Consider the following 25620-nt stretch of genomic DNA (forward strand, 5'->3'; position numbering starts at 1 on the left):
TTGGAAAAAGTATAAGAATAATAAGCCATGATTATAGGGTGGTGGAAAAAGTGTTTAACTATAAAGAAACCAATAGTGCAGCTACAAATAAAAAAATTCCATTTCAAAATAATATATCCCGTTCTTTAAGTAAGGACATTTTAGAGAATATTAAAAGAATAAAAGATGATTTTGGAGATAGCTCCGACCTTGTGATTCGTCATGAAACACTTGGGGAAGGTATGCAGTATTCTTTTGCTGTGATTCATATTGACGGAATTTCAAATGAGAAATTAGTGAATGATGGAATCATTAATAAAATCGTTAAAATTAATGCAGAAAAAGAAACAACGTTGTCCTTAACAGATTTAGAGAATGGCCTAAAAAGCGTAATCGCCGTTTCAAGTTTAAAATCACAATCAAGCTATACAAATCTCCTATCAGCATTACTAATTGGAGATACAGTTGTTCTTTTAGATCATGATAGTAATTTCTTAGTTGCATGTACAAAAATGGTGCAATCTAGAAGTATATCAGAGCCTTCAACACAAACAGTAATCAGAGGACCAAAGGATAGCTTTACAGAAAGCTTACGCACAAATACTTCTCTAATTCGTAATAGAATTCAACACCCAGCGCTGCGAATCGAGTCAATGAAAATAGGTGAAGTAACGAGAACTGATGTAGAAATAATGTATATAAAAGGTGTTGTAGATGAAGAGTTATTAAGGGAAGTAAAACATCGTTTAGAGGCTATTAATGCAGATGAAATCTTAGAATCCAGCTATATTGAAAACTATATTCAAAATGACCAAAAGACTATTTTTCCTACAATGATTAACTCAGAGAGACCTGATGCTGTAGTAGGTAACTTACTGGAAGGACGTGTTTCAATTTTTATAGCTGGTACACCATTTGTCTTAATTTTACCAGCTACATTTACACAGTTTTTTCAATCTCCAGAGGATTATTATCAAAGCTCTTATATTGGTACTTTTTTAAGATTGCTACGTTATATGTCCTTTTGGACTGCTTTGTTTGCACCTGGAATTTTCATTGCAATTACTTCATTCCATCAGGCTGTAGTTCCAACGGTTTTATTAGTAAGCTTAGCGGCGCAACGTGAAGGTGTGCCTTTGCCAGCGATTGTTGAAGCCCTTGGAATGGAACTAATTTTTGAAGTATTACGGGAAGCCGGAATTCGAATGCCAAGAGCGGTTGGGCAGGCGCTTTCAATTGTTGGAGCCTTAATCTTGGGGCAAGCAGCTGTACAAGCAGGATTTGTATCTGCATCAATGGTAATCATCGTATCAATTACTGCGATTGCTAGCTTTACGATCCCTTATTATAATATGTCAACAGCCGCTAGGATTCTTCGGTTTATATTATTATTGGCAGCAGCTTATATTGGTTTATTTGGAATGTTGATTGGCGGTTTAATTATATTATTACATATGTGTAGCCTACGATCTTTTGGAGAGCCATATTTTGCACCATTTGCTCCATTCCGTATAAAAAGTCAAAAAGATACTATTTTAGTTGCACCTAGTCAAGGAAACACAAAAACCGTTAAAGAACAAAGTACTGGAGAATAAGTATGAAGAGAAAATGTATGATTTTAATTCTAATTACAAGTTTACTTTTGGTGAGTTGTTCTAATTATAAAGAATTAAATAGTGTATCGATCGTGGTAGCTATGGGTGTCGATTATTTACCTAAAGATAATCAATACAATATGGTTCTTCAAATCATTAATCCGAGTGCGATTGCCAGTGTTACTGGTTCAATAGGTACACCAGTTATTTCCCTAGAACAAAAAGGTAGAACAATTTCGGAAGCGGCTCGAAACATTACAAAAAGTGTTTCTCGATCAAATATATATTCTCACGTAGCACTCGTTGTCATTGGTGAAAACTTAGCAAAAAATAAATCTTTAAACTTTATATTTGATGTATTTGAGAGGGATTCCAAAATACGTGTTAATATTCCAGTCGTTATTGCAAGGAACGACAGTGTTTTTCATGTAATGAATAACTTGCCAGCACTTGATAAAATACCGGCAAAGTCAATGGTAGGGAAAATTAAAAATACGTCTTCACTACTAGGAGAAAATCAAGAAATACAAATGCGTCAAGTAATATCGGCACTTTCAAGTAGTGGTAGAGAACCGGTCGTTAATGGTGCAATTTTAGTAAATGAAACTGATAAATCTGAAACGCTTGATAATTTTTCAGATGTGAAATCATCCTATAACAAGATTGAAGGATTAGGGGTTATTAAAAAAGGAAAGTTAGTTGGATGGTTAGATGGTCCTTCAGCAAAATCGGTTCAAATAGTTGATAATGCGATAAAGGAAACGAATATACAGATAAAATGCAGCAAAACAGAATTTGATTCAATGGAGATTACACGTTTGAAAACCGACACAAAGATTAAAATGAAAGGTAAAACACCAATAATTCACATAAAGGTAAAAGCGATCGCCATTATTGATGAAGTACTTTGCAATGACAATTTTGATCAAGCGAAAACACTAAAAAAATATGAATTATTAAGTGAGAAAGAGATAAAGAAATCCCTAGATGAAGGAATTAAAAAAGCACAAGGATATGGTGCAGATATTTTTGGGTTTGGCGATAAACTACATTTATCAGATCCAAAGGTTTTTAAAAAATATGAGAAAAATTGGAATGACCAATTTCAAAAAGCTAAAGTGAAAATTGATGTTGATGTCCAAATAAATAATGTAGGTATGAGAAAAAAAGCTTATCCATTTTAGAAAAGAAGGGAATGCTAATGAATCGAAAATTATCAATTGGTGCCTACCAATTCTTTAGTATTATATATTTATTTGAAATGGGGAGCGCAACATTAGTAGGACTTGCATCTGGAGCAATGCAGGATGCTTGGATTAGTGTTTTAATAGCTTTGGCTACTGGATGCTTACTATTTTGTGTTTACATCAAATTATTTGACCTGTATCCTGAATTACCATTTACGAGATATGTTCAATCTATTTTAGGGAAGTTTGCAGGCAAATTACTAGCGATGGCTTATATTCTCTATTTTATTTATCTTGGAGCACGAGTTCTTAGAGACTTTGAAGAATTATTAGTGATTACACTTTACAACGCGTCCTCTCTTATTTCAATCGGTATTTTATTTATGTTTTTATGTATGTATGCTGTCTTTAAAGGCTTTGAAGTATTCGGTAGAGTATGTGAGTTTCTATTTTTCGTAATCATCTTTATAATCGTATCAATAATTGGTTTTGAAGTAATTGCAGGACTAATAAAATCTGATAATCTAAGACCTGTACTAGAGACGGGTTGGAAAACCGTAATAAAAGAAGCATACCCTTTGACTGTTACATTTCCATTTGGTGAAATGATTGTATTTACAATGATTTTACCTTATTTAAAGAAACCGGATTATGCATGGAAGGTCGGCATACCTGGATTAATTTTTGCAGGATTGCTTTTAACATTAGAAACAATGTTTAATATTTGTATTTTAGGAGCAAATACGGTAGTCAGAGCTACTTATCCTATCTTAACAGCAATTAGTTACATCAATATTGCTGATTTTATTCAAAGACTCGATTCAGTCGTCGTCATTGTTATTGTTGTAGGGGGATTTATTAAGATAACAGTTTTTTTCTTTTGTGCGATCATTGGAGCGGCAGATTTATTTAAAGTGAAAAAATCGGATACACTTACATATCCAATTGCAGTCATCATAGTAATTTGTTCCGTTTGGATGGCACCTGATTATTTAGAGCACTATAAAGAAGGGTTTGACATTGTACCTTACTATTTACATATACCTTTACAAATCATTATTCCTACTGTTCTATTGGTCATTGCAATCATCCAAAAAAAAGCAAAAACAAAAACGAAAGAGAATGCAGAATAGAAGCCTTAACTGCATTCTCTTTCGTTTTAATTAGAACTATTTTGATTTTGTTCTTGATTTCGTTTCTTTTTTAGTTTCTTCATATACGATAGGACGATTTTGGTAACGCCGAATGGTACGGTAAAAAAGAAAATTAATACATAATCTTCACCAACTAGTTCAGTTTTGCTAAGCTTTATATTCGTTAGTAAGTGAGGAAACTGATCCCCATTATATAAGTCGATTCCTTCCAATAAGCACATCTCTAGAATAAATAAACAAAGAAAAACCCAAAATACTTTCAATGCCCGCACCCCATTTATAATGACTAATTACTATTATTTTGGTATATGATGGCAGTGATTATACGAAGAGTTAGGGAAACTTCAAGAAAAGTCCATATGAGCTTTTACCTGCAAATTTAGAATAAAATAAAAGGGGTGAGTTAATTGATCCAAAAGAATAAAAAGAGACAGATATAAAAGGCAATTTCCTCTTTATACCTGTCTTTTTGTTTGTATTTTTAAATTAGTAATCTTTAAAAAATTCGAGCTAAATAATTAAAGTGCTGATTTATTATTTGAATTATGTTTGTATAAAATGGATTTGCGTCTTTTTTGGATCCAGTAACCAATTGATACTAATAGGACCCATGGAACACCAATTTTCCAAGCGGAGTTCCAATCCGGTGAAAATGCCATAGTAATTAAAATACCACTAAGTAGTAGTATTCCGATCCATTGTAGAAATGGAAAGAGCGGTGCCTTAACTGGTAATGGCTCATTATAATGAAGGTGAACGGTTTTTCTAAAACGAAGATGACTAATTAAAATCATAAGCCATACTAAAATTCCACCAAAGATTGAGATACCAAATAATTTGTTAAATGTATCTGGGTAGTACATAGACAATACAGTTGCGATTAATACACCTGCACTTGAAATGAAAATAGCCGTTACTGGCGTACCATTTTTAGATAATTTACCGAATGATTTTGGAGCATAATCTCCACGAGATAAGGAGAATAACATACGTGATGTTAAGTATAAATTAGTATTCATACTGGATAGTGCAGCAGTTAAGATAACAAAATTCATAATGCCAGCCGCATATCTCACACCAGAACTCTCAAAGACTTTTACAAACGGTGATCCAGAAACCTCATGGGCACCTGCTTGCATCCAAGGAATAACAGCAACGATGATTCCTAAAGATAGAATATAGAATAAAAATAAACGTAAAACCATGCTCTTCATTGCTTTAGGAATAGCTTTTTGTGGATCTTTTGATTCCCCTGCTGTTACAGCGACAATCTCTACACCATAAAAACTAAAGATTGCCATAAGTACAGCCATCCAAACGCCTTTAAATCCATTAGGTAGGAACCCGTGCTGATCGGTATAATGTTGAAATCCTACAGAGTGTGAATGTCCAATTCAAAATAGGAGCGAAACACCAAAAACGATGAACAGTACAATAGCAACGACTTTAATCATTGCAAACCAATACTCGATTTGACCAAAGTTGGAAACAGACCTGCTGTTCACAAGGACTAAAGCAATACCAAATCCAAGTGTCCATAACCAAACAGGAATACTTGGGAGCCAATACTGCATGTACAGTCCAACCGCAACAGCTTCTCCACCAATTGCAATTACTTGTGCCGCCCAATATGTGTAGCGAATAAGGAAACCTGACCAAGGATTTAAATACATCTCTGCATAAGTACCGAATGAACCGGCTGTCGGGTGCACGACTGCCATTTCAGATAAACTAAACATCATTATGACTGCTATGAATGCAGCAATAATATAACTTAGAATAACTCCAGGTCCAGCGTATCCGATTGCAATGCCACTTCCCATAAATAAACCGGTACCAATTGCTCCACCAATCCCAATCATAGTCAGCTGTTTACTAGTCAGCGAACGACTTAGTCCTCCTTCTCGATCAATTACAGTTTTGTTTTCATTCATATTGTTTCGCCACCTTTCTTGAATTGTTTTTTATAAGATAACGTCCAATCAACACTTTTTCCGGCAATCAGCATACTAAAAAACGTGAGGAAAGTTCGCTGTAATCCTTCTCCGATTAAAGAACACAAAAGGACAATTCCATTTATAACCATCATCGTTTTTCCAATAGAAAAATTCGGGAATTTTCTATTGATTACTACACTTGCTATATCAAGTCCTCCAGTTGTACCACCTGCTAAAATCACGATCCCAATCCCGATTCCTGACAAAATCCCACTGAGTATACATCCTATTAACGGAAGATACGGGCCTGGTAGTGAGGAGAAGAGAGTTAAGAAAAACGATAAACTACACATTCCGAGTAAACTAAGCAATGCAAATGGTACTCCAACTGCTCGGTATCCAATTAAAAATAGTGGTATGTTTAATAAAAAGTAAAGAATCCCTAGTGGAATAGGTATAAATTTAACAAGCAACATACAAATACCACCAAGTCCAGGAGCTACAATACCATTTGGCACCTGGAAAAAGTAATAGGTAAGTGCGACCAAAATTGTTCCGACAATTACCAGAAATGATTTTTTGAAATATAGTTTTTTGTTAGCTTTTCCTAATTGCATAAGCAATTTCCTCAATCGCGCGTACAACTTCATCTTCTGTATTGTAGAAGTGAGGAGCTACACGTAAAACGTCATTTCGGGCAGAGACAATTATTTTTTTTGTTTTTAAGTATTGCTCAACGACATTAGCTTGTTCCACTCGAATGGCAGTGTTACTACCTTTTATTGATAAATCTGTTGGGCTAATGACGGTCAATCCGAGTGAATGCGCTGTTTCAATTGCAACAGTAGATAAGTAAGATAGATAATCCTGAATGGATGGAACACCAATTTGATTTAATAAAGAAATACCTGCTTCAGCTGCATAAGCGTTTATCATCATTGGAGTTCCGGTATCAAATCTCCTTGTCCCTTCGGCATAATCAAGAAGATTTTGATCAAAAGCAAATGGATTTACTCGACTAAACCAACCAGTTGTTGGGGGTTGAAGAGACTCTGCTAACTCTTTTCTTACATATAAAAAGCTAATCCCAGGTATACCAAGTAAAAACTTTTGTGCACCTGTTGCGAGTGCATCGACTCCCATTTCCTTTACATCGATTGGAACACTTCCAGCGGATTGGTAGGCATCGACAAATAGTAGTGATCCATTCGCTTTGGTAATGTTTGATATAGCTTTGATATCTTGAATAAACCCATTATAATAAGACACATGTGGGACAGAAGTAATAAGTGTGTTTGAATCCACTGCCTTTTCAAATTGTTCGATTTGAATTTGATGAAGGTTTTCATTTAAAAACGTGACGTTTGCGCCACGTGGTACTTGTGATAGCCAAACGTGACCAATGCATGGGAAATCAATATCTGTTGTAACAACTTTATTTCGACATCCAGTAAAATCTAACGACGCTGCAAATGATGAAGCGGCATCAGATACGCTAGATAACACCGCGATTTCATCAGGTGAGGCATTTATTAAAGTAGCAAAGGCGACTTTTGCTTCATATACTTTGTCCATCCATCCTTCCCAGTCCATACCTTTTTTGGTCCAGCTTGTAAGGTAAGATTGAATACTTTCCTTCACCGGTGATGAGATTGCACTTTGGGAACAACTTGATAAATGAATTGTTTCAGATAAGGTCGGAAAAAGAGAACGCTTCTCTAAAAATGGGCTAGTCATATTAAATTCATCCTTTCACTGTTTTGATAGCGTTTTCATTATTTGATACATAATTAATTTGAGGTGACATATGAATCATCAATCCTTATGGTTTGAACAAGGCGAATGGACAGCAGCACCTTTTCTTAAAGTGGGTAAAGAACTGTCATTCTCACGTGAAGTCGTATTATTTCAACAAGATGAAAATCATCCATTTGTTTATCTCGTCCTTGAAGGGCGAATTCGTATTTACTTGCTATCACCTAATGGAGCCGAGCGCCATTTATATATCGTAGGCTCTGGTAATCTAATCGGGGAATCAAACGTATGGGCAGATGAAGTATATGGATATAACGCTTCTACCTCGTCCATCGCACGTGTCCTTCGAATTCCAAAATCAACATTTCGCGATCTCGTTATGAGTGAGCCAGAACTCATGCCTAAAACGCTAAGATCGCTAAGTAATAAACAATCAGCTCTACTTCTTCAAACGAGGTTAATGAGTTTTTCAGATGTAGGAGAGCGTGTCTTAACAATGTTGCGCCAATTAGCATCCTCATATGGTAAGGAAACACATAAGGGGATAACAATTACAATTCCATTCACTCACCAAGAACTAGCTTATGTAGTTGGTTCATCACGTGTAAGCGTGTCCTATGTAATGAATGAATTATGTGAAAAAGGATTTATTGAGAAACAAAATGGGCGATACACACTGTTGTCCTAAGGAGCAGCATCTCTTTCTTGTTCTAACTTAATGATAAAAAAATCGGTTCCTTTCGTCTGTCAAATACTTTACAAAATTTCTAACTTTTGTAAATTTTCTGTAAATGATACTTATGAACAGTCGAACACAGTAGGTAGCTCTTGAATAAGTTGAGGATGACCCTTTGTTTATAGGTGTTCACTAATAACGGGGCTTATGAGTAATTGGAGTAATACTGGTAAGCTATTGAGCGGTTTCATTATTGGTTTGCGTTAACTTAAAAAATAAGATAGTATTATATTAATAGCGCATAGAAGCTGGTCTTAAGACTTGCTTCTTTTTTATTAACATATTGAATCTTTACAATTGGAGGACTACATAAAATGTTAGATATTAAAGCAATAAAAGAAATTCTTCCTCATCGTTACCCATTTTTATTAGTAGATCGTATTATTGAGCACGAAGAAGGTAAACGTGCGATTGGTATTAAGAATGTAACTGCTAACGAAGAATTTTTTAATGGGCATTTCCCTGATTATCCTGTAATGCCTGGGGTACTAATTGTAGAAGCTCTAGCACAAGTTGGAGGAGTTGCGGCGTTAAGCCTTGAGCAAAATAAAGGAAAACTTGCATTATTTGCTGGTATCGATAATTGCCGCTTTAAAAGACAAGTAGTACCAGGTGATCAGCTAAGACTAGAGGTTGAACTAGTGAAAATGCGTGGACCAATTGGTAAAGGTAAAGCAGTAGCAACAGTTGACGGACAAATAGCTTGCGAAGCTGAACTTACATTTGCACTTAAATAAATAGAATGAATAAAAAAGAAGCCTATTGAAAAAATAGGCTTCTTTTATTTTTAAGAGATGAGCATTTAAATATAAGTAATTCAAATTTACTTTTATTTTAAGTGAGGGTTTGCTTTACTTTATAATTTCTTCTCTAAGTGTCTCTAAGTACGACTCTTTGTCATCCCTATAAAACAAATTATATGTGTCAAATGGAATCATTTTATCATCTGTTGTTACAAAATGAACACATGATTTTTTTACGCTACGAACATCTAAATCGTAATTATCTTGGAATTTCATAATTAATACTCTAAATACATTTTCATATCCCATTCCACTTGGTAAAATAACTTTTGGTAAACAACATAGAAGATCCTTTAAGCCTTGAAATCCACTTTGAGGGGAGTGATTTAAACTAAATAACTTGAAAACTTTGTTTCGTAGCTCTTCATCACTCTCGAAAACTATTGTATTCCTTTCACCCTCAAGCAATACATTCTTATCAATGATACTAGTTAAAGGGGTGATTTTACCGCCCATTTTTAAAGCATAGCCCATTGCTAAACTGTCGGGATGGCACGGCACTGGAATAATATCGTCTTCAGAATAGAATTCACTTTGTTTAATAATCTCTTGGCGAACTTCACTCAGCGTTAAGCGTTCAGTTGATGGATCGTAATTCTCTGTTCTTCCGGCATGTTGAATAGGTTGGAATGTTACGCCACGTACACATTTTTGTTCTGTACCCCATTTAATAATTTTGCCTATTTCATGGTCGTTTAAGCCCTTTTTTAGGACAGCAACCAGTGTAGTACTAATATTAAACTTATTTAAATTATGAATAGCTTTTTGTCGCACCTCTCGTAAATCGCGCCCTCTTAGCTCAAGAAGTGTTTCCTCTTCAAAACTATCAAATTGAAGATAAATTTCAAAGCCAGGTTTGTAACTTGCGAGTCTTTTTACAAAGGCTTCATCAGTGGCAATTCGAATTCCGTTTGTATTGACCATGAGGTGTTTAATGCTTCGCTTTTTTGCCTCATCTAGTATTTCAAAAAAATGAGGGTGGATTGTCGGTTCACCACCGGAGATTTGAACTACATCTGCTTCCTTTTCATTTTTAATAATCGTATCAAACATCCGTTTAATGGTTTCTAAGTCTTTCCAGGTAGTTCGTTTAGGAGAACTCTCTGCATAACAAATCGGACATTGCAAATTACATACATCTGTTATTTCAACAATACTCAAACAACTATGTTGTTCATGATCTGGGCAAAGACCACAATCGTATGGACAACCGTATTTAATTGGGGTGTTCCATCGGTGGGGCATTTCACTTGGTTTAATAAATTCTCTACATAATTGATAATAAGGGATATCTGTAGAAATTAAGACTTTTTCCATACCGTGGTGCATACAGCGTTTTAACATATAAACGCAATCATTTTCATAGATAATTTTTGCTTCTACTTTTCGTAAGCATTTACTACAAACAGATATTGTAAAATCACTGTACGTATAAGGACGATTTGGCACGATAATTTCTCCTTCTCTGATAGATAAAATAGATAGCGTAATATAGTACGCCTAATAAACAAGTTAGTTGAATGCTACTCATTTCTCCATATGGCTTGATTGTTGGTTTTAGCCACTCAATGAAAAACCTATAAAGAAAGTATGAAGTGGAAAACAGAGCAAAGTGAAAACCCTCATAAGGTTTTTGTTTAAAAATGTATTTTATAACGAACAGTAAACAGCATAAAAAAGCAATGTCATAAAGTGATGTTGGATGACGTTTTATTCCATCGCCTAAATCAATTCCGAATACACTTGACGTAGGTATTCCATATGTATCATCAGTTAATCCAGTTAAAAAGCAACCGATTCTTCCAATGCACATTGCCAGACATAGTGGGAGAACCATATCATCACCGGTTGAGCTTGTTTGGTTGCAAAGTTTTTTACTTAACTCAACTCCAATGATACCGCCTAGTAATCCACCAACAATGGTTTTTCCTTGAAATATTCCAAATAGACCATGACTATGAATGGTGTGCAACAATTTTGGGATGTCTTGAAGTGAAGCGACAATCAGACTGCCAAAAAGGGAACCAAGAATTGCTCCAATTAGTACGTATACAGTTTTTTCTTCACTAATCGTTCCTTTTCGGCGGAACTTAATATATACTCTAAATCCAATAAAAAAGGCTAAACTTTCAAAAACTCTATGTGGATGAAGTTCCATACCAAAAAGCGGGATCATTACAGGGGTTTGTATAGTATCACTTCCTTTTTTATTTCAAAAATTTATTGTCATGATGCTAACCCTATGATACTATTTTTCTGAATATTCTACTATCCTATATTTAAAGGAAGTTAAAATAAGGGAGGGGGGATGAGGTTGCCAGATCACCGCGATCATCATCCAGTTGCTAATTTTTTTAAAGGGCTTTTTCTTGGAACTCTTACTTCATTCAGTGGAATCTTTGTTACACTAATGGGAATCGGTTCATTTCCTATTGCAGCAGGAATTGTTGTTGCTATACCACTTCTAATAGGCATTTCTCTTTTAGTAGTCTCAAAAAGAAAGTTCTTGGCAATTGGGTTTTTCATGTCTCTCCCGATTGTATTCTTTATTTTCTATTCATTTTGTGGGACTTTTTTATATGATATTTGATAAATTATCTCCTTTACCGAGCAAGCATCACTATTATCCAGCAAACTGCAATTTAATATTGAAACAAAAAAAAACATGCATATTCCCATTGCATGTTTTTTACTGTTTTATTAGCCGTATTAATTAAATGGTTTTTCTCCACTCTATAGCTTTTCGCTCTATTTCCTTAACAAAGGCATCTTTTCCGTCCATATATCCATAAATATCATTTGGAAATTTTTTAGCAAGCTGCGCTTTTAATTCTCCATATGCTTTCATCTCATCTTCATGTGCTCTTAAATAAGCAGGAACCGCAATATGACGCTCAATTTCTTTTTCATTATCAAACTGGTACATATGCATTTGATGGGTACGATTCTCGCCACCTTTTCGGAAGTATCTTCTACCTGGAAGACCGAACTCACCAAGTCCCTCATAACCAATTTCAGCTAATTGATTATTATACTTGTCGATATTTTCTATGTTTTTAACGACAGGTAACATATCGATAATTGGTTTTGCCTTTAAATTTGGAACTGATGTACTACCTATGTGATGAATTTCAATAAGCTCATCTTTTAAGATTTCACGTATAAGGTTAGCTTCTTCTTGAAATAATTTTTTCCAATTTTCATCATGGTTTTTGACAATTACGTTCCTTCCAGTATTTGTGCCCATAATAAAACCTCCGTTTAATAGAAAATGGGATTATTTCTATACAATAATCCCATTTTTCCGTCATATTAAACACCTAACAAATTAACAAGCTCATCCATAGACAATTCTGTAATCCACTGTTCGCTCGTTATGATTGTATCGTTAAGTGATTGTTTCCGTTGTAGCATTTCGTCAATTTTTTCTTCTAGCGTTCCGATCGTTACAAATTTGTGGACTTGAACGAATTTTGTTTGGCCGATTCTGTATGCTCGGTCAGTCGCTTGGTTTTCAACTGCTGGGTTCCACCAGCGGTCAAAGTGCATTACGTGATTTGCAGCTGTTAAGTTTAATCCTGTTCCACCAGCTTTGAGTGAAAGGATAAACACTTTTACATCGCCGTTTTGGAAGCGGGAAATCATATTATCCCGGGCAGTTTTAGGAACACTACCGTTTAAGAATATTACTTCTTCACCAAATTTTGCTTGGATTGCCTCTTTAAGCATATCACCCATTCTCACATACTGGGTAAAGATTAGACAGCTTTCTTTTTGTTCAAGGATTGGGTCTATTAATTCGAATAGTCGTTCAACTTTACTTGATCTCTCTTCGAATTCAACAAGCTGGGATTCCTTTAAGAATAAAGAAGGGTGATCACAGATTTGTTTTAACTTATTTAGCATCCATAAAATGCGGCCTCGGCGTTCGATACCAGTTAATGTATCGATTTGTTTTAGGCTGTCTTGAACAACTTGCTCGTATAATGCTGCTTGTTCAACTGATAACGGACAAAGCATCTTTTGTTCTTGTTTTGGTGGAAGATTTAAAGCAACATCTTCGTCTTGCTTAGTTCGTCTAAGTAAGAAAGGTGAAATTAAACGATGAACAGCATTTATCTTTTCTTCATCTCGGTCCTTCTCAATAGGGTTTACATAATTGCTAGCGAAACGGTTTAGTGAACCTAGATAGCCTCTATTTATAAAATCAAATATTGTCCAAAGCTCCGTTAAACGGTTTTCCATTGGAGTACCAGTAAGAGCAATCCGGTGCTCAGCTTTTAACCCGCGAACTGCGCGAGACTGCTTTGTCGTTGGATTTTTTATGTTTTGAGCTTCATCGAGAATGATACTTTTCCAAACATATTGCTTTAGGTCTTCATAATCTAAAACGCTTAAAGCATAGGAGGTGATGACAATATCGACATCTCTCATTATTGAAAATAAGTCTTCACCTTTTAAACGGTTACCACCATAGTGAACATGAACAGTTAAATCAGGATAAAATAATTCAATTTCTCGTTTCCAATTGTTGATAACAGAAGTAGGGCAAACAATCAATGATGCTCCTTGTTTTTCTTCGTTTTCTTTACGATAAGCTAAATAAGAGATCGATTGAATTGTTTTACCAAGCCCCATATCGTCAGCAAGTAGTGCACCAAATCCCATATTTTTCAAATGAACTAACCATTCGAATCCTTTTTGTTGATATGCACGTAATGTTGCTTGCAGACCATCAGGAACATTAAGCTCAGGAACTTCTGAAATGGATGTTAATCGCTTAGTTAATTCTCGGAATACATCATCTACTTCAATTTCAACTTCAGCAAAAGGTGAGTGATCGTCCTCAGGTTTTTCAGTCCCTTGTAGTAGTTCATGTTGAAGAACTTCGTGAAATCTTAGTCCTTGCTTTTCAGCCTTTGCCATCATTTTCTTCATACGTGCAATAAAAGCAGGGTCAAGTGCAATCCACTGACCGTTAAATTGAATTAAACGTCTTTGATTTTCAACAAATTGTTGGAATTGTTGTTCTGAAAGCTCCATTCCATTTGTAGAAATTCGCCAGTTAAAGTCAACTAATGTTTCCATATTGAAAAATGAGTTTCCAGCAGGTTTACCTTTTACACTTGCTTTTAAAGTCATCTTATTTTGTTTTAAAGCTTGCCACCAGCTTGGTAAAAGAACCTGAATATTTGCGGAAAGTACTTTTTCACTATCCTCTGTTAAAAATGTCCAAGCTTCTTGTTCGCTTAAAACTTCTTTTGGCTTATGATCATCGATTAAGTTTGGTGCTAATAATCCTACTCCTTGGAATGTTCGATCTAAATACTCAGCATAAGAAGAATGCTTTTTATGTAATGATTCATGTCCGTTATATTCATAAGGTTTTATAGTTTTTCGCTCATCAATTAAATAGGTACGTAAATTCCAGTCATCATGCTCACTCAGTGGCTCTTCAAGTACTAATCGAATTGAAAATGGAACATCATCGTCTCTTAGCCCGATTTTTACATGCCAATCGTCTTCATCAATACTATGTGTGAGTTGCTGTTTTATATAACTTGGATTGTGATACAAGCCCCTAGCAATATCCCAGCGTTTAGACTGTAAAGTTTCTATTTCAAACTGTTGTTTAATTGCAGAAGAAACCAATTCTTGTAAAGTTGGTTCTAATTGTTCAAATCCATCAATTTTCCATAGCTCATCGCCAGTCTGATAATGAGCAAAGCTTGGAGAAACGTGGCCCTCGTTAAAATCATCGTATAAACGTGAGATTACCGAATGAAACTCATTTGCTTCATCTAAATAAGTAATCTCTACTAATGAGTTTTCTTGATGTTCTCTAAAAAAAGTAAGTGCTTCGATTGGAGTTAAAAGAATTCCTTCAATCTGTCCGACTCGGGTCGGCTGCAATAATGTCCCATAATATGAAGGTTCATGCCATTGAAACACTAGATGCTTCCATGCGGTTACCGGTAAAATGACACCGTGACTTTGCATTCCATAAAGGAGTAAGCCTTTTCGCTCAACCCATTTTACGGCAATACTAAGATTTGCTAGTCGCTTCATTGACTAATTTTCCTTTCTTTAATTCCTCTTGAAGTGCACGTAAACGAATAAATTGAGATTCAACATACTGAATATAGTCATCCCATTCATTCATGCGCTTTAATTTTTTATAATTTGTTCTTAGTTTTTTCAAATATCGAACTGCTATTTTATAGTTTGCTCGGCCTTTTAATTCAATGTAATAAAGAACCAAGTGATGGTATATAGGTAATACAGATTGAGGTGAGTACTTATGTACTTCCTGAAGGTCATGTTTATCAATGTAATCAGGATTGTAAGAATATAAGTGCATTTGTAGCTCAGCCCATCGCTTGTATTCTCGATTATGCATTAAATAATCAGTGTACTGCATCACACTATATGGAAGTAATGCTTGATAAACTACTTCTAGCCCGGCTGTTTCATTTGTGTAAAAACTATTGTACTCATAATTAGTAAGGAAATGTTTCGCAAAAGTAGTTTTTGCATATTCATCATCGCCATTTTTTAGAAAGTGTAAAAGCATCTCGTAATACAATGGCAAAAATAATGTTAGCCGATCTGTTTCATTGTTTTTTCGAAGACTTTCTATCCAGTAGGTAAAGCAATAAAGAGTACGTTCATTACTGCTGTAATGTTTTATAATGGACAGCATTGTTTCATCTTCTTTTAATAAATAATATAGATGAGCTTTTCCTAAGTCTGCATAATAATTGTCCTCAACCTTTGATAAAGTTTCTAAATCCTTATATAAAATCTTTGGACTATTTAATAGCTCTTTATATACATGACGAAAAGAGTTATATCGTGGAACTATACAAAGATTTCTTTCTAATAAAAGAGCCTGTAACTGCTCACGAAGAACTTCTTCATACTGAGTAGACACGGAACCCCCAGTTAGATTATGTAATTGTCTACTTACTGCCTCAATTTGATTTTCTAGCATTGTCATTTCGCGTGGTAAATGTGCATTGTCGTAAACTGTGCTTTGAATTTCGATTTGTCCGACCATTTTATTCATTGTAAAAATTGACGCAAGTAATTGATATAGTAGCTTTTCCTTTTCTTGACGTGGTTGTTGATTCAATAATCCATGATAAAACCGTTCATATAATGGATATACAAAGTAAACATCTTGGTAAAATGACGTTCTTTGCTGTTCTATATACTCCTTATACTTTTTCTCAAATAACTCCACTGTCTCTTTCGGTCGATCCTGTTCAAACATACTCATTTGATCTAACAATTGGCGACCAGTCATGATATTCGGGATACTTTTTAAGGAAGACTGCTTAAACTTCCTCAAAATATCTCCGACTAAAGAAAATGAAGCGGCAGCATAGCAAAGAAGTGCAATTTGATGTTGGCATGGAGGAGCTTCGTAGCAATCACATCCATTTTGATCATGGTTTTCAATATGTAGAATTGGTAAATGAATTTGGTCCCCTTCTTCGACAACACCAACTAGGCGACCTTCGCGAACCGAAACATTATATACTTGACCTAGTCGATACAACTGCAGGCCAGTTTCAACAAGCTCTGCGTCCCTCGTATTTTGAGGAGAAAGCTTTGAAAAAAGTGAATATGAAAGTTCATAAATAATATCTTTACTTAAATCACGCTGAAGCATTCGATGCCTCCTTACTCGAAACATTCTTATTGGTAATTATACCCTAAACAAATACGATACACATAGCCGAAAAGGGAAAAATTGAAAGTTGATATAGATTGTTACTATTAAGTTATATTTAAGATTTTGGAATCATAAAAAAAGAGTGGGAAGCAATTAAGATTCTGGAACGCAAATGAAAAGTGTAAATCGCAATTAAAATCCTGGAATGGCAAATAAAAACTATCAAATCAAATATATTCAAAAAATAAATCGCACATATATGTAAAATCCTCAGTTTCAACTAAAATCGATAAAAACATACCTATATTAAAGTAAAATACGTAACAGGAATGGGTAAGTGTGTAATACAATTTTAATATGCAATGAAAATGCTAATATATTAAAATATTAATATATTAGACAATTAAAAAAAGCTCCCTAAATGGGGAGCTTTTCGTCTGTTATGAGAAAAAAACAATTACTTACATATACACAATTGTTTTTGATTAACTAGAGAGGTGAAGGGATTGAAGAAAGGTTATATTAGTTTAATTGTTTTAGTACTTATGTTTAGTATGTTTAAAGATGTATTTGCGGAAACAAAAGCTGCAGACAAATGGGTTGTAACTCTAAAACCTACAGAATTGAGCATTCAGAGTACTGGAGCTGGAGGAACAACCAGTGGCACAACAACTGGAGGAACAACCGGCGGTGCAACAACAGAAGGAACAACCAGTGGCACAACAACTGGAGGAACAACCGGTGGTGCAACAACAGAAGGAACAACCGGTGGTACAACAACAGAAGGAACAACCGGTGGTGCAACAACTAGAGGAACAACCAGTGGCACAACAACTGGAGGAACAACCGGCGGTGCAACAACAGAAGGAACAACCGGTGGTACAACAACAGAAGGAACAACCGGCGGTGCAACAACAGAAGGAACAACCGGCGGTGCAACAACTGGAGGAACAACCGGTGGTGCAACAACTGGAGGAACAACCGATGGTGCAACAACTGAAGAAAAAACCAGTGATGTAACTAACACAACAACTACAATAACAATACCAGCGAACGTTAAGTTAAAAGTAGATAAAGAGGAAAATGACCTTTACTATGTTACTTATAATGGGAATGCTGGGTCTATTTTGAAAAGTGCAGTCCGAGATGCTACTCCATGGGAAATCTACCCTACGGCGAAAATCTTTAAAGTAACAAACGATACACCTCTATTATTAAGTGAAAATGGTAAATTAGTGAATAGGGGAACAGTAAAAGCAAATACGGTTTTTAGTAAAATAGGTGTGAAGGATCAGTATTTAATGATCCAATATTCTAATCAAACTGCTTATATTGATAAAAATAAAACAATTCCTTTACCAAATGGGACATTGCCTGTAATCAATATTGTGACTCAGCCTGTCAAAATTACAGCAGGTGTTGCAGTGCGAAATACTAAAATTGTCTTCCCGCGTGATCCGAAACCAACAATGGTTAACATACCTGCTAAGCAAAAAATAGTAATTGATTCAGCTTATTCCACTTATTATGTCGTTAAAGTTGGGGGACTTAAGGGGCTTATCCCTAAAGCGGATATTTCGTTAAAAACATATAATTACGTTGACCCAAATGGTGATTACTCATATGAAGAATTGACAGCGGATTTACAGGAGTTGAATGCTTGGTATCCTGGATTTACTAAAGTTGAAACGATTGGTAAATCGGTAGATGGTAGAATTTTATATGCGATTAAGCTAGGGACTGGAAAAGCTGAAATTAGTATAAATGGTTCGCATCATGCTCGTGAGCATATGACAACAAATGTCATAATGGAAATGCTTGATCAGTACGCTAGTGCGTATGAAAAAAATACGAAAATTTCAGGTTTTGATGTAAGAAAAACTTTATCTCAAACGTCTATTTATTTTGTACCAATGGTTAATCCTGATGGTGTAATGCTTGTACAAAAGGGTGCGAGCAGTGCAAAGAATCCAAATCAGGTCATTAAATTAAATAATGGTAGCAAGAATTTTAAAGCTTGGAAGGCAAATGTACGTGGCGTAGATTTAAATCGTCAATACCCAGCTGGGTGGAATACGATTTCTGGTAATAAGTCAAAGCCTGGACCTGATAACTATAAAGGTACGAAGGCTCTAAGTGAACCAGAAGCTAAAGCTTTATATGATTTCACTAATAAACATTCATTCAAAAATACAGTTGCATACCACTCATCAGGAAATATTATTTTCTGGCATTATAATCAATCAGGGACTCAAATGGCTAGAGATAAGGCAATTGCTACAAAATTATCAAAACAAACAGGTTATAGTTTGGTCGCTCCCGCAAAAGGTGGAGGCGGTGGATATAAAGACTGGTATGTCGCTGCAAAAAAACGACCTGGATTTACGATTGAAATTTCTCCTTATGTAGGGAACAAACCAGTTCCAAATAGTTACTTTAGTAGTATTATGAAGAAGAACTTACCAGTTGGTTTAATACTTGCTAACGAAAAGTAAAAAATAAGGCAATTTTTATATTAAAATTATTAATTTAAATTATTCTTCGTGCACAATTTGTTTTTCGTTTCATTTTATGTTACTATAGGTACATACTTAATAAGAAATTGGTTAATTCAATTCATGTGTTAAAAGGGACGAATTTTCATCCTGTTCTAATGTGTGTATTTTTTCTTAACAATACTCATTAAGTGTAAAAAAACAGGTATATATGGAGGTTCGTACAATGAACACAGGTACAGTTAAATGGTTTAACGCAGAAAAAGGTTTCGGATTCATCGCTGTTGAAGGTGGAGACGATGTATTCGTACATTTCTCAGCTATCCAAGGCGACGGTTTCAAATCTCTTGAAGAAGGCCAAAAAGTAAGCTTTGAGATCACTCAAGGTAACCGTGGCGCTCAAGCTGAAAACGTAGTTAAATTATAATTTCACTTTTGAGTGAATAAAAGGCTGCTAGCATTTTTGTTAGCAGTCTTTTTTTATTTTTGTGGAGAAGTGTTAATGGCGTCGCCTGCAAATAAAATGTCCACAATCGTATATAAACTATTTAAAAAAGTAAATCTGAAAAAAAAATTAAAACTTCTAATATCTTCCATTATAATTGTATTAAATTAACTAATCGAATTAAAACTGGTAAATATAAAAAAATCTTACCGAGAAAACACATAAGGTGGAATCGAAACTATATTCATACTTTATTTTGATCAGTTGGTCCTCCTGGGTATTCATGAAAGTAACTAATAAGTTCGAAAATCAACAAAAAAAGAGCTTAAAGTAAGCTCCTTTTCCTAAAAATTTTTTATTTTAATGCAGAATCAATTAATTCGGTTGCTTCAAGCTGTGATATGCCTTTAATTAAGCTAAGTTCGCCAACAAACATGCGTTTAGCCATGTCTAGCATTTCTCTTTCACTAGGGTTTAAAGGTTTTTCCCTGCCTTGAAGCGTTAGATCACGCACAACTTGAGCACCAGCGAGTAATTCGCCAGACTTTAGTTTCTTCATGTTTAAATCATATTTTTGTTTCCAAGATAAGGAATCGTCGGGAAGACCATTTGAAAAGTCATCTAATACATTACTTAAATGTTCTTTGTCTTCGACTAAACGAATTTTCGTATTTGACACATTCCCTTGAGGGACCATCAATTTTAAATTGCTGGATGGTATGTTGATTATGTAGTACTGTTGTGTTTTACCTTGTATAACTTTCTCTTCGATGGAATCAATTACTGCAGCTCCCTGCATTGGGTAAATAATTTGATCGCCAATTTTGAACAATGTACCCACCTCCGAAAATTCTTATAACTTAAGTATAACATTAATAAATGAAATATCAAAATTTATATGATAACATTTGTAAAATAAAACTGTCAATAATTTTATGTATATTTTTTTACTTTTTTGGGGAAAAGATGAACATGTCATATGGTCGTGGACATAATATGAAGAAAGAGACTGTCGAAAGGAGGTTAGGTTACTAATGAATTTTCGTGTAGTTATTTTTATCGTTACAGTACTTACTTTTTTTACAACGACCACCGGATGTAGCCAACAAGAGCAAAGAGAGCTACAGAAGCTTCCCGATGGCGTTTTACTAGCAGCATCTGAGCTTTCTTATGAAGCATTTCTAAGTAAAGAAATTGGCAAAAGCTTAAGAGAACATAAAGGGATTGCTGATCCATTACTTACTCAAGTTCATAAGAATCTTAGCGATTATAGTCTTGTTTCCATTACATCTGGCAATATTGGTTTTTCTGCAATAGCATTAAAAAACAAAAAAAATAATAGTTTACTATTTGCTTTTAGTGGATTAAAGAAAATTAATATACAAGATATTTACCAAAGATTAGTTGAATTTGAAACTCCTGAGAATGGTTCACCAATTGTCGTAGATCAACAAGCTCAGCAAGCATATGACTGGGTTACAACAATATTAAATAAAAAAGAGAACAATCATTCAAGTGTGTATGTTACTGGTCATTCGTTTGGAGGTTATTTGGCTCAATTTGTGGGTTATCAACTTAAGAATGATAAAAAATTGAAAAATCATCTATTTGTACAGGGCGTTACATTTAACTCATTAGGTGTACTATTAGATGATGGTTCGAAAAAACTTCATGCAAAATCACAAAAAGTCCAAAAAACGTTTAAGCCGCTATTTACAAATTACATTGTTAAGGGTGATCCATTGGACTACGCCAATAAAACCTTCTTTAAACAAATAACTGGGTACTCACTCCAGCATCTCGGTAATGTCAAATATATTACAGTTGATGAGAATTATAAATCGTCTTTAACTGCTTTAGAAAAAACAACGGATTTATGGACAAAAGCAAGATTATTGAAACCTTTGTACCCATATCACGATTTAGTTGAGTTTGAGGGTGCGTTTTGGAAATAATACGGATAAGAATAAAAGCTACTATCAACAGATAGTAGCTTTTATTCAATTATTTATTTATATTGTATGTCATCTCTTAGTGATTCTACCTTTGTTAGGGCTTGATCAATGTCTGCTTCGCTTACCCCGAAGTGAGCTAGTGCATCATGGAGATGGGTAGCGATTGCATTAAAATGTTCGGGTTGAATATTCATTCCTTCATGAGCTTTTGACATAGATTTACCAGTATATTTATTAGGTCCACCTAAAGCGAAACTAATAAACTTCGTTTGATGACGACGTTGCTTGTCCATATCCGTTTTATCAAAGAAATGATTAACTGTTTCATCTTTTAGTACTAATTCATCGTAAAAATAATCAACTACTTTTCCAACTGTTTCTTCTCCACCATATTTTTCATATAGAGTTTGTTCCATTTAGAAGCTTCCTTTCAAAATAAGATATAAGTAGAATCCCCGAAATTATATGGATATATTACAATCTGATTAATTAACGATAGGTTTCTTAATAGTTACCTTTTAAATGTAAGTCTAATCAATCAGTGTAAACAAATTGATTAGACAATATAGATTCAACCACCTAATCATATCCTAGAACTAACTTACTTTCTTTGTAGAAAGTTTTAAACTGTGTACAAAGTAATATGCGAACGTTAGAATGAGTTTTTTATATTTATATAAGATAAATTAATGGTAGCTGAACTTTAATTTAATAAATAATTAACGCTCCTATAGCGGCTTATCTTACTCTTTCAACTATTTCTATTAAGTGACTGTATTGTTTTTATTAATATCTTTAGATGTTAATGCAAGTGTATTATTGATTAATGTGTTGTCTTCAATATCATAAGGAGGTGCACCGATGCCACCGTTAGTTGTGTCAATTCCAACCCTTTTTATTTTGGATGTTATTTTGTTTCCTTTAATTACTGCAACTTGAACTTGAGTAGGAGAATCTTTCCATGCGTCACGGCCGATTTGAATTATTGGATGATCCGCAGAAGTTGTTACACTATCATAGATTGTATTGTTAAGAAAAGCAAAATTTGTTGCATTATTTACTAAAATAATGTTACCAGATACGGATTTATCAAAGTTGAATGTGGAACTTGATATAGTAACATTTGGATATCCATTGTCGTTATCAAGTATAACAGTACTATTTTTAAACTGACCCTGGTTAATAGTTACTTTCCCAGGATAGAAATTTATCTTTCCATTTGTAACAATTAGATTGTTATAGTTTCCAGAAGCTAATCGAGATTCAGTTGTATTATTAAATGTAACATTCGAGTATACATTCGAAGCTAGTCCATTTCCACTTAGACCATTGTTTCCTTCTAGATAAATAGTATTCAATGTTATTGGCTTGTCTCCCCATATTGCAAAACCATGCAATTCTGAATCTTGTCCAGAGGATGTAAGAGAAATATTGGAAGCGTTTATGCCGTTTTCAACCGTCTGGGTAAAGCTGACATCTGAATCAACACCAACAAGACCATCTACAATTATATTTTCTCCACCGTCAAAAACTACCCCACTTTTTGTTAGTTTGTTATTTATAAAAGTAATATTAGAAGAACCGTCAGAACTTTCAAATGAAGAATTGTCAAAGGTGTTATTGGAAGCAGAGACGCCGCCCCAGCTAGTTGAAGCGAAAGCAGCATTAGGACCAAAGTAGTTATTGTTTGCTATTGCATGGCCACCATAAGAGAGTACCATATGAATTTTATTATTTAAAAATTCATTTCCGCTTATCTCCGTATTAATACCCGGATAAAATCCAGGCTCTAAATCAACTCCACTTCCAGGAGCGACTCCACTTATATCGTGAATTTTATTATTTAGTATTTTGACGCCATCTGTACCTACTAAACTTATGCCTTGTCTACGGTTATTTCCTATATTGCAATTTTGTATCAGTAAATTTTCTGTAACTGCAACAGACATCATTTGAACACCGACATTTGCTGTACTAGAAGCATTAAAAACAGCACGCCATTTAACTGAGTCATCTGGAATCTTAGAATATCCAAAAGATGAATTGAAATCTTGATCTTTATCAATTTTAACTAAACTTCCATCTGAGCGGTAATAATATAAATCGTATTTTCCGGATACTCCTTCAGGATTCCACATCATAATATTTCTAAAATGAGGATTTTGATACGCTGGATCACTTAGTGTATAAGGTTTTGTGCGGATTTTGCCTGATTGGCTAATAGGGTTTCCGTTTGCATCTAATCCACCTAGTTCTAGGTTAGCTGAATCAATCCACTCGCCTGTGACTGTTGTACCACCAGCTTGAACACCATCACCGGTAAAATCTGTAAAATTAACGCCATCAATAATGACATTACTTGCTCCCTCTGTAATGATTCCAAATCCCCACTCATGTGTACCCGAAGTGTAAGGACCAACATAAGTGTAATCATGAGTATATCGGTCACCTTTCAAGGTACCACCTTTTATAGTCACATTCACAATCTCTTTACTTAGCGAAATAATAGCGTATTGTTCCCACTTATTTGTTTCCTTTTGAAGTACCGTATCGCTATCCATTAAAAATGTCATATTACTTACCATATTAATTTGAGAATTATGATCTCTATCTTCTACGCCCTTAGCTATTAAGTACGTACCACCTAATACATGAAAGGTAGTGTATCCGTTGCTAGTTGCCCACTGTAATGCCTGGTTAAATCCATTCGTTGTTTCAATTGGATGAGAATTATCATTATAAATTCCCCATTTAGTTCTTTCTTGTGAAGTTAATTCATATACTCCTCCCGGAGGTGAAACAACCGTAGTATCTTTTGTAACAACTGAGGAACTCGTAGATTGATTGCCATATTGATCATTCGAGACAGCAGTGATTGTAATACTTCCGTTATTTAATGTACTCATATTAAATATTACTGAAAAATTGCCGCTTGTATCAGATGTAGTTACTTTAGATAGTGGACTATGAATACCATCACTAACCGTTACTGTTACTTTTTGGTTTGCTTCCACTTTTCCAGTTACGGGATAGGCATTTTGATTTTGTAATGTAACATTCGAGACACTTAAAAGAATTGCTGGCCCAATGGTGTCTTTTAAAACAGTCTTATTAACCTTTCCACTTGTATTACCTTTTGTGTCCTTTTGGTAAGCTTCCAGGTTTAACTGGCCATCTTTTAGAGTAGTTAGGTTTAATTTTGTAGAAAAGGTACCGCTTAAATTTGCTTTAACAGTAGTAGAAATCATATTTTTACTAGAATCTTTAAACGTTAAATAAATAGTAGCATTTGCAATCCCGCTACCACTTACGGTATAGGAGCTTGCGTTTATACTTGTTACAACAGGTAAACTATTAATCTTTGGACTACTAATTGCCAAATAACATGACACTCCTTATAAATTAGTCTATTTATAGGAGTAGTATATTTATTTCAGTCCAAATTGCTTGTACTAATTAAGATATAGCATGAAAGATGGTGAATCTATCTAGTAAATAAATGAAGAATTATTAAAAAAAACTAATACTCACTAGTAATTAAGTATGGTAATTGTTCGTTTGAAAGAACATCTTTGTCCTTATGATTAGTACTGAACATAATTTATTAACAATAAATTTACTAGGAACTTATAATTAATTTACTAGAATCTACTATTATTAAAGCATAGTAAGATAGGTATAAATTGGAGCGAAAATGTTATTGACTAGTTCATTATAAAGAATTAAAATTAAGTTCATAATTACCCTAATTTTCAGATTTTACTAGGTCATAGGAGTACTTAAAATGCATAATTAGATGCGTACATAATATTTGGATAGCTTATTAAAATGTTGTTCGTTATATAGAATCTTTAGTCATGTTTTTATATCCAGTAAAAAATACTAAAAAATGAAGGTG

The 25620-nt window shown here is 34.5% G+C and carries 20 protein-coding genes and 1 pseudogene; 9 read left to right on the top strand and 12 right to left on the bottom strand.

Features of this window, described 5'->3' with window-relative positions; genetic code table 11:
• The first annotated feature begins 50 nt into the window (after nt 1-50).
• Genes ACFVRR_RS04975 through ACFVRR_RS04985 form a run of 3 tightly spaced genes read left to right on the top strand, consistent with a single transcriptional unit; the run spans nt 51 to nt 3894 of the window.
• Nucleotides 51-1574: a spore germination protein gene (locus ACFVRR_RS04975; protein WP_387325363.1), complete on the top strand. Its 1524-nt coding sequence runs from the start codon at nt 51-53 to the stop codon at nt 1572-1574.
• Between the two features lie 2 nt (nt 1575-1576).
• Entirely contained in the window at nt 1577-2758 is a 1182-nt protein-coding gene (locus ACFVRR_RS04980; protein WP_387325365.1) for a Ger(x)C family spore germination protein, read from the top strand.
• A gap of 17 nt (nt 2759-2775) precedes the next feature.
• Entirely contained in the window at nt 2776-3894 is a 1119-nt protein-coding gene (locus tag ACFVRR_RS04985; protein WP_387325368.1) for a GerAB/ArcD/ProY family transporter, read from the top strand.
• 26 nt (nt 3895-3920) lie between these two features.
• On the opposite strand, the gene ACFVRR_RS04990 is transcribed toward ACFVRR_RS04985, so the two are convergent.
• The 4 genes and pseudogenes from ACFVRR_RS04990 to ACFVRR_RS05005 form a co-directional block, all read right to left on the bottom strand.
• Entirely contained in the window at nt 3921-4178 is a 258-nt protein-coding gene (locus ACFVRR_RS04990) for a hypothetical protein (protein WP_387325371.1), read from the bottom strand.
• A 255-nt stretch (nt 4179-4433) separates the two neighbouring features.
• Nucleotides 4434-5849 (bottom strand): annotated as a pseudogene (locus tag ACFVRR_RS04995) (amino acid permease).
• A complete protein-coding gene (locus ACFVRR_RS05000) occupies nt 5846-6469 on the bottom strand; it encodes a YitT family protein (RefSeq protein WP_387325374.1) in 624 nt (207 codons plus the stop codon). The pseudogene ACFVRR_RS04995 and the gene ACFVRR_RS05000 overlap by 4 nt, the downstream one beginning before the upstream one ends.
• Nucleotides 6450-7589, bottom strand: a complete 1140-nt coding sequence (locus tag ACFVRR_RS05005) for an aminotransferase class V-fold PLP-dependent enzyme (RefSeq protein WP_387325377.1) — start codon at nt 7587-7589, stop codon at nt 6450-6452. Before ACFVRR_RS05005 ends, ACFVRR_RS05000 begins: the two co-directional genes overlap by 20 nt.
• Before the next feature lie 70 nt (nt 7590-7659).
• On the opposite strand from ACFVRR_RS05005, the gene ACFVRR_RS05010 reads away from it, so the two are divergent.
• Nucleotides 7660-8295: a Crp/Fnr family transcriptional regulator gene (locus tag ACFVRR_RS05010; protein WP_387325380.1), complete on the top strand. Its 636-nt coding sequence runs from the start codon at nt 7660-7662 to the stop codon at nt 8293-8295.
• Nucleotides 8296-8657: 362 nt separating this feature from the next.
• On the top strand, nt 8658-9080 hold the full coding sequence (gene fabZ / locus ACFVRR_RS05015; protein WP_056469377.1) for a 3-hydroxyacyl-ACP dehydratase FabZ: 423 nt from the start codon (nt 8658-8660) through the stop codon (nt 9078-9080).
• A gap of 114 nt (nt 9081-9194) precedes the next feature.
• Here the strand turns inward: fabZ and ACFVRR_RS05020 are convergent, their stop codons facing one another.
• Complete coding sequence (locus ACFVRR_RS05020) at nt 9195-10595, bottom strand: radical SAM protein (protein ID WP_387325383.1); 1401 nt, start codon at nt 10593-10595, stop codon at nt 9195-9197.
• A complete protein-coding gene (locus ACFVRR_RS05025; RefSeq protein ID WP_387325386.1) occupies nt 10567-11322 on the bottom strand; it encodes a prolipoprotein diacylglyceryl transferase in 756 nt (251 codons plus the stop codon). The genes ACFVRR_RS05020 and ACFVRR_RS05025 overlap by 29 nt, the downstream gene beginning before the upstream one ends.
• Before the next feature lie 138 nt (nt 11323-11460).
• Between ACFVRR_RS05025 and ACFVRR_RS05030 the strand changes: the two genes are divergently transcribed.
• On the top strand, nt 11461-11736 hold the full coding sequence (locus ACFVRR_RS05030; protein WP_387325389.1) for a hypothetical protein: 276 nt from the start codon (nt 11461-11463) through the stop codon (nt 11734-11736).
• 123 nt (nt 11737-11859) lie between these two features.
• Here the strand turns inward: ACFVRR_RS05030 and ACFVRR_RS05035 are convergent, their stop codons facing one another.
• The 3 genes from ACFVRR_RS05035 to ACFVRR_RS05045 form a co-directional block, all read right to left on the bottom strand.
• Nucleotides 11860-12393 (bottom strand): GrpB family protein, encoded by a 534-nt coding sequence (locus ACFVRR_RS05035; RefSeq protein ID WP_387325391.1) that lies wholly within the window; start codon nt 12391-12393, stop codon nt 11860-11862.
• Nucleotides 12394-12458: 65 nt separating this feature from the next.
• Nucleotides 12459-15215 carry a DEAD/DEAH box helicase gene (locus tag ACFVRR_RS05040; RefSeq protein ID WP_387325394.1) on the bottom strand — a complete coding sequence of 919 codons (2757 nt, stop codon included), beginning with the start codon at nt 15213-15215 and terminating at the stop codon, nt 12459-12461.
• Nucleotides 15193-16824, bottom strand: coding sequence for a hypothetical protein (locus ACFVRR_RS05045; protein WP_387325397.1), 1632 nt, complete (start codon nt 16822-16824; stop codon nt 15193-15195). Before ACFVRR_RS05045 ends, ACFVRR_RS05040 begins: the two co-directional genes overlap by 23 nt.
• A gap of 509 nt (nt 16825-17333) precedes the next feature.
• Between ACFVRR_RS05045 and ACFVRR_RS05050 the strand changes: the two genes are divergently transcribed.
• Nucleotides 17334-19322: a M14 family metallopeptidase gene (locus ACFVRR_RS05050; protein ID WP_387325400.1), complete on the top strand. Its 1989-nt coding sequence runs from the start codon at nt 17334-17336 to the stop codon at nt 19320-19322.
• 226 nt (nt 19323-19548) lie between these two features.
• Complete coding sequence (cspD, locus tag ACFVRR_RS05055; protein WP_025568675.1) at nt 19549-19749, top strand: cold-shock protein CspD; 201 nt, start codon at nt 19549-19551, stop codon at nt 19747-19749.
• A 373-nt stretch (nt 19750-20122) separates the two neighbouring features.
• Here cspD and ACFVRR_RS05060 read toward each other — a convergent pair whose 3' ends face one another.
• Entirely contained in the window at nt 20123-20608 is a 486-nt protein-coding gene (locus tag ACFVRR_RS05060) for a CarD family transcriptional regulator (protein WP_387325404.1), read from the bottom strand.
• Between the two features lie 193 nt (nt 20609-20801).
• Here ACFVRR_RS05060 and ACFVRR_RS05065 point away from each other — a divergent pair, with 193 nt between their 5' ends.
• Nucleotides 20802-21722, top strand: a complete 921-nt coding sequence (locus ACFVRR_RS05065; RefSeq protein WP_387325407.1) for a lipase family protein — start codon at nt 20802-20804, stop codon at nt 21720-21722.
• Between the two features lie 53 nt (nt 21723-21775).
• Here the strand turns inward: ACFVRR_RS05065 and ACFVRR_RS05070 are convergent, their stop codons facing one another.
• Both ACFVRR_RS05070 and ACFVRR_RS05075 read right to left on the bottom strand, forming a co-directional pair.
• Nucleotides 21776-22138: a group I truncated hemoglobin gene (locus tag ACFVRR_RS05070; RefSeq protein ID WP_098846502.1), complete on the bottom strand. Its 363-nt coding sequence runs from the start codon at nt 22136-22138 to the stop codon at nt 21776-21778.
• A gap of 348 nt (nt 22139-22486) precedes the next feature.
• A complete protein-coding gene (locus ACFVRR_RS05075) occupies nt 22487-25102 on the bottom strand; it encodes an Ig-like domain-containing protein (RefSeq protein WP_387325410.1) in 2616 nt (871 codons plus the stop codon).
• Nucleotides 25103-25620: the final 518 nt, after the last annotated feature.

This window comes from Gottfriedia sp. NPDC057948 (assembly GCF_042887255.1).
Taxonomy (GTDB): Bacteria; Bacillota; Bacilli; order Bacillales; family Bacillaceae_G; genus Gottfriedia.

What these genes read in the sequence shown, in the direction of transcription:
- ACFVRR_RS04980 (WP_387325365.1), top strand. Translation starts at nt 1,577, where the DNA reads ATGAAGAGAAAATGTATGATTTTAATTCTAATTACAAGTTTACTTTTG.
- ACFVRR_RS04985 (WP_387325368.1), top strand. Translation starts at nt 2,776, where the DNA reads ATGAATCGAAAATTATCAATTGGTGCCTACCAATTCTTTAGTATTATA.
- ACFVRR_RS05000 (WP_387325374.1), bottom strand. Translation starts at nt 6,469, where the DNA reads ATGCAATTAGGAAAAGCTAACAAAAAACTATATTTCAAAAAATCATTT.
- ACFVRR_RS05005 (WP_387325377.1), bottom strand. Translation starts at nt 7,589, where the DNA reads ATGACTAGCCCATTTTTAGAGAAGCGTTCTCTTTTTCCGACCTTATCT.
- ACFVRR_RS05010 (WP_387325380.1), top strand. Translation starts at nt 7,660, where the DNA reads ATGAATCATCAATCCTTATGGTTTGAACAAGGCGAATGGACAGCAGCA.
- fabZ (WP_056469377.1), top strand. Translation starts at nt 8,658, where the DNA reads ATGTTAGATATTAAAGCAATAAAAGAAATTCTTCCTCATCGTTACCCA.
- ACFVRR_RS05025 (WP_387325386.1), bottom strand. Translation starts at nt 11,322, where the DNA reads ATGATCCCGCTTTTTGGTATGGAACTTCATCCACATAGAGTTTTTGAA.
- ACFVRR_RS05035 (WP_387325391.1), bottom strand. Translation starts at nt 12,393, where the DNA reads ATGGGCACAAATACTGGAAGGAACGTAATTGTCAAAAACCATGATGAA.
- ACFVRR_RS05040 (WP_387325394.1), bottom strand. Translation starts at nt 15,215, where the DNA reads ATGAAGCGACTAGCAAATCTTAGTATTGCCGTAAAATGGGTTGAGCGA.
- ACFVRR_RS05045 (WP_387325397.1), bottom strand. Translation starts at nt 16,824, where the DNA reads ATGCTTCAGCGTGATTTAAGTAAAGATATTATTTATGAACTTTCATAT.
- cspD (WP_025568675.1), top strand. Translation starts at nt 19,549, where the DNA reads ATGAACACAGGTACAGTTAAATGGTTTAACGCAGAAAAAGGTTTCGGA.
- ACFVRR_RS05065 (WP_387325407.1), top strand. Translation starts at nt 20,802, where the DNA reads ATGAATTTTCGTGTAGTTATTTTTATCGTTACAGTACTTACTTTTTTT.
- ACFVRR_RS05070 (WP_098846502.1), bottom strand. Translation starts at nt 22,138, where the DNA reads ATGGAACAAACTCTATATGAAAAATATGGTGGAGAAGAAACAGTTGGA.